This is a genomic window from Candidatus Eisenbacteria bacterium, assembly GCA_016867495.1.
Classification (GTDB): Bacteria; Eisenbacteria; RBG-16-71-46; order CAIMUX01; family VGJL01; genus VGJL01.
Genome location: VGJL01000217.1, coordinates 1 through 4133, shown reverse-complemented (window position 1 = coordinate 4133; position 4133 = coordinate 1). Strand labels below are relative to the sequence as shown.

Below are 4133 nucleotides of genomic sequence, written 5' to 3'. Positions count from 1 at the left end.
TACGTCAGGACCAAGAACGAGATGAACTCGCTCGGGGCGCAGATCCCGACCGCCTGGCTCATCATCATCCCGTTCGTGAACATCTGGTGGCTCTGGCAGTGGTGCAAGGGGGTGGAGCTGGCCACCAAGGGAACGATGAACGTCGGGCTGGCGTTCGTCCTGATGATCCTTCTGGGATGCATCGGATCCGCCATCATCCAGACCAACCTCAACAAGTACGCGACCTGACGGCGCCGGCTCGGCCCTTGCCGGAAGGGCCGAGCCTTCCGTCCGCTTCCGCCTGACCTCTGCGGGCCGCCGCGCGCTAGAGGCGCGCGCCCGGGCCTGAAGACCCGCACGGGCCTGAAGACCCTTTCCGGATCCCACTCGATCCTGTAGCCTCGACAGGTTCTTTCTGAACATGCGCACGACCTTTCAGATGGAGGCATGATCGAGCATGAGAACCTCGCGAATAATCCACCCCGCTCTGGCCGTGACGCGCCTGTTCGCCCATGGCGTCTTGATCCTCGGACCGCTCGCGGCCCCCGCGCTCGCGGAGGATCCTGTGGATGATCCTTTCGGCCCCCTTCGCCCCCTCCTCGGCAAGACATGGAAGGGCGAGATGGCGCGCTCCACTTCCGAGAAACCCGTCTTCGACATCTCCCACTGGGAACTCGCCCTCAACGGCTAGGCGATCCGCGTCCTTCACTCGGTCAACGATGGCGAATACGGCGGCGAATCGATCATCGTCTGGGACGAGGGGATCACGGAGGTCAAGAACAGCAGCCGACTCCTGTCCGACGGGAGACTCGAGACGAAGTCCCAGTATCTCAAGGATGGGACATGGGTCGAGGGCCACTCGGCCGTCTACCGGGAGGACCCAAACGGGAAGGTCGTGTTCCGCTAGATCGACTTCTGCGCAAAGGAGTTGGCGTCGTCCGCTTGCAGGACGGGATCGCCTTCTGCCAGACTGCGCCCCATGGATGAGCCGGAGCGCCTCTGGTCCGAATCGCCTCAAGGAGGCTCTGCCGCCGCGGGAGGGCCGACCCGCGCAGAGCTGAAGGCCCTCTACAGGAAGCTCGATCGGATCCTCGGACAGATCGAGCGCTCCGAAGACATCTCGGCCATGCTCGAGAGGATCCTCGAGAGCCTCATCACCGGCTTCAAGGATGAGCTGGGATTCGAGAGCGGACGGCTCTACAAGCGCGATGGAGAGGACTTCTACCTTTGCTGCCGCTACGGGACCAGCAAGGGGGCGCCGATCGGCTTCCGTCTGCCGCGGGACTACCCCGCGCACGAAAGAACGCTCGCCGAGGGGCTCGTCATCATCCGACCCGGCGAGCCCGGCTTCGACAAGGAGATCGAGGACGCGATCGGCGTGACCTCGACTTTCGCGGCCATCGCCGTCGGGCGCGGCAGCGCCTACGTGTTCGCCTTCTCGATCCGCGGAGAGATCAAGGAGGAGAACATCCTCTACTCGCTGGGCGCGGTGCGCCACGTCGTGAATCTCAAGCTCGAGCAGCAGAAGCTCACGGGCATCCTCGAGGAGTCCCGCGAGATCCAGGAGAGCCTCCTGCCGTCGGGACCGCCGGCCTTCGCCGGGTACGACATAGACGGGCGCTCGCGGCCGACTGAGATCGTGGGCGGCGACCTCTTCGACTACATCCGGCTCGGCGAGACGCTCCTCGGAGTCGCGATCGGCGACGCGTCGGGGCATGGGCTTCCCGCGGCGTTGATGGCGCGCGATGTCGTCACGGGGCTCAGGATGGGCCTGCACGCGGACCTCAAGGTCGTCCGGGTCATCGAGAGGCTGAACGAGGTCATTCACCAGGCGACCCTATCGAGCAAGTTCATCTCCCTCTTCTACGGCGAGCTCGAGACCAACGGCACACTCATCTACTGCAACGCCGGCCACAATCCTCCCCTGCTCCGCAAGGGCGACTCGATCGTGGAGCTCGACCGCGGGGGCCTGATCCTCGGCCCGAGGCGCGGGGCGCGCTACGACCGCGGCTACGTCCAGCTGGACAGCGGGGACACGGTCGCGCTCTTCACGGACGGCCTCGTGGAGCACGAAAGCCCCGCCGGAGAGCCGTTCGGGGAGGAGCGGCTGCAGAACCTGCTCTACGCGCACGCGGAGGCGACCGCGCGGGAGCTGGTCGATGCGGTCTTCGCGGCCGTCGACGCGCACGCCAGAGGGAAGCCGCAGAAGGACGACATGACGGCCGTCGTCATCCGCAGACTCTGAGGCCGCCGGCGGAGCCCACGATCCGCGCTGTGAGGCGATCCTCCTCCCGAGGATGACCCTCAACCTGCCGATCGAGCAGCACCGGGCCGCGTCTAGCGAACTCGCACGATCTTCTGTCGCGCGACGATCCCTCCCGCGTCGAGGCGGACGAGGTACAACCCCGGGGGCGCCGCAACGCCGGATCCGTCGCGGCCGTCCCAGGAGACGCCATGATCGCCCGGCCCCTCGCGGGAATCGACCAGGCGTCGGATCAGGCGACCGCCCGAATCGAAGACGCCAAGGCGGACGGTCGCGGGGGCGGCGAGGCTGTACCTAAGGGCGACGCATCCGCTCGCGGGGTGTCTGCCGGCGAGCTCGAGCCGCGGGCAGGGCGCTGCCGACTCCTGGATCTCCTCTGCGAGCGCAGGATCCCTCACGCCGACGGTCAGGCTCAGATCGTCCCAGTAGACATCATCGTCGGTTTCGTTCGGGGGCGCCCAGGGACAGGACACGACCTCCGCCGCGATTCCCTCGATGAGCTGGCCGCGACGCCACTCCCCTTCCGCGAAGCTGCGCGGCGGCGCGTGACCATAGAGGTACTGCCGCTCGCCATCCACCTCGACATACACATAGGTGTCCGCGGCCTGGTCGATCGCGATCTCGATGCGGTGCCAGGCATCCCAGGCGAGTCCCGTTCCCACCGTAAGAGGCAGCTCAGCGTTCAGAGCGCCGTCGAAGTAGCCGACTGCCGCTGTCACTCCCATCTCGCCCTTCGGCGCATCGTTTCCGGAGAAGAGCCCGAATCCCACGATTTCGTATCCCGGATGCAGGCCGCCGCCCGCCCGCAGAGAAGCCGCGTAGGGATTCATGGCGTCCAGGTCGCTCGTGTGGCTGAAGAAGCTCACCCCAAGGGTGATGATCGGCCGCGCTTCGAGGTCGGGCGGCGTCACGTTCCGCGCGTCGGCTGTCGGCGTCCCGCAGCCGTTCGAGGCGGGAGCGAACTCGTGAAGCGCGCGTCCGGAGACGGCGACGGCATCCTGGATCTCGCCGATGGCCTCGCCGGCCGCCAGCACCTGATACCAGTTGTCCTGTTCGGGATCGCCCGGGAATGGTCGCGTCCGAGCCAGGGAGAGGCCATCGAAGGAGCTGCTGTAGACATCGAGCGGCCTCGACGAGGCGGGAGAAGAGGCCGAGAGAAGCGACATCACGATCGCGGCCAGGGCAGAAGAGGCTCGACACATCGCCATGCATCCTTTCATGACTTGTGAGCGGATTCGCCAGGCGAGTGTCTCAGATTGAGTTGAACCGTTCTACCGGAGCGCTCTGCCGATCCGATGGAAGCGCACCCTCTTCCAGGGCGCGGGGCCGTGCGCTTCCGGGTCGAGCGAGAGCCCGACGAAGCGGGCGCAGCCGATGATGTTCCGCTCCGGAATCGACCCGAAGTAGCGGCTGTCGTTCGACAGATCTCGGTTGTCCCCCATGAGGAAAACGGATCCCTCGGGAACGCGGTAAGGCCCGAAGTTGTCCCGGTTGCCGAGCCCCATGGCGATCCCGTCCTGCTTCAGGCCGCACGGAAACGTCCGCCTGTCCTGATGGACCGAGAGTCCCGGCTCGGGAACGGGCTCGCCGTTCACGAGAAGCCGCTTGTCGCGGATCTCGACGACATCCCCGCCGACCGCGACGACCCGCTTGACGTAGGGGATCCGCCGATCGGCCGGCACTTCGGCGATCACGATGTCCCCGGGATGGACGCGGCGCAGGCCCGGCAGCTTCAATGCCGGGACGTGCACGCCGAGGGCAGTGCCGGGGATCCCGATCCAGTGGGGGGTGCGCGGCCCGAGGGTGAGCTTGTCCGCGTAGACATAGTCGCCCGGCAGGATCGTCTTCTCCATGGAGGAGGAGGGAACGTTATAGGCCTGGACGAGTCCCA

At 66.5% G+C, this 4133-nt stretch carries 5 protein-coding genes; 3 read left to right on the top strand and 2 right to left on the bottom strand.

Annotated elements, in window-relative coordinates; translation table 11 throughout:
* Positions 1-21 precede the first annotated feature (21 nt).
* The 3 genes from FJY88_12450 (at position 22) to FJY88_12440 (ending at position 2224) form a co-directional block, all read left to right on the top strand.
* Entirely contained in the window at positions 22-228 is a 207-nt protein-coding gene (locus FJY88_12450; GenBank protein ID MBM3288146.1) for a hypothetical protein, read from the top strand.
* A 208-nt stretch (positions 229-436) separates the two neighbouring features.
* Complete coding sequence (locus FJY88_12445; GenBank protein MBM3288145.1) at positions 437-670, top strand: hypothetical protein; 234 nt, start codon at positions 437-439, stop codon at positions 668-670.
* 288 nt (positions 671-958) lie between these two features.
* A complete protein-coding gene (locus FJY88_12440; GenBank protein ID MBM3288144.1) occupies positions 959-2224 on the top strand; it encodes a PP2C family protein-serine/threonine phosphatase in 1266 nt (421 codons plus the stop codon).
* A 92-nt stretch (positions 2225-2316) separates the two neighbouring features.
* On the opposite strand, the gene FJY88_12435 is transcribed toward FJY88_12440, so the two are convergent.
* Both FJY88_12435 and lepB read right to left on the bottom strand, forming a co-directional pair.
* Complete coding sequence (locus FJY88_12435; GenBank protein ID MBM3288143.1) at positions 2317-3462, bottom strand: hypothetical protein; 1146 nt, start codon at positions 3460-3462, stop codon at positions 2317-2319.
* Positions 3463-3513: 51 nt separating this feature from the next.
* Positions 3514-4133: signal peptidase I (lepB, locus tag FJY88_12430; protein MBM3288142.1), on the bottom strand; the 620-nt coding region annotated here is incomplete at its 5' end.

Coding starts and splice junctions, on each gene's coding strand:
- FJY88_12450 (MBM3288146.1), top strand. CDS start 22: ATGAACTCGCTCGGGGCGCAGATCCCGACCGCCTGGCTCATCATCATC.
- FJY88_12440 (MBM3288144.1), top strand. CDS start 959: ATGGATGAGCCGGAGCGCCTCTGGTCCGAATCGCCTCAAGGAGGCTCT.
- FJY88_12445 (MBM3288145.1), top strand. CDS start 437: ATGAGAACCTCGCGAATAATCCACCCCGCTCTGGCCGTGACGCGCCTG.
- FJY88_12435 (MBM3288143.1), bottom strand. CDS start 3,462: ATGAAAGGATGCATGGCGATGTGTCGAGCCTCTTCTGCCCTGGCCGCG.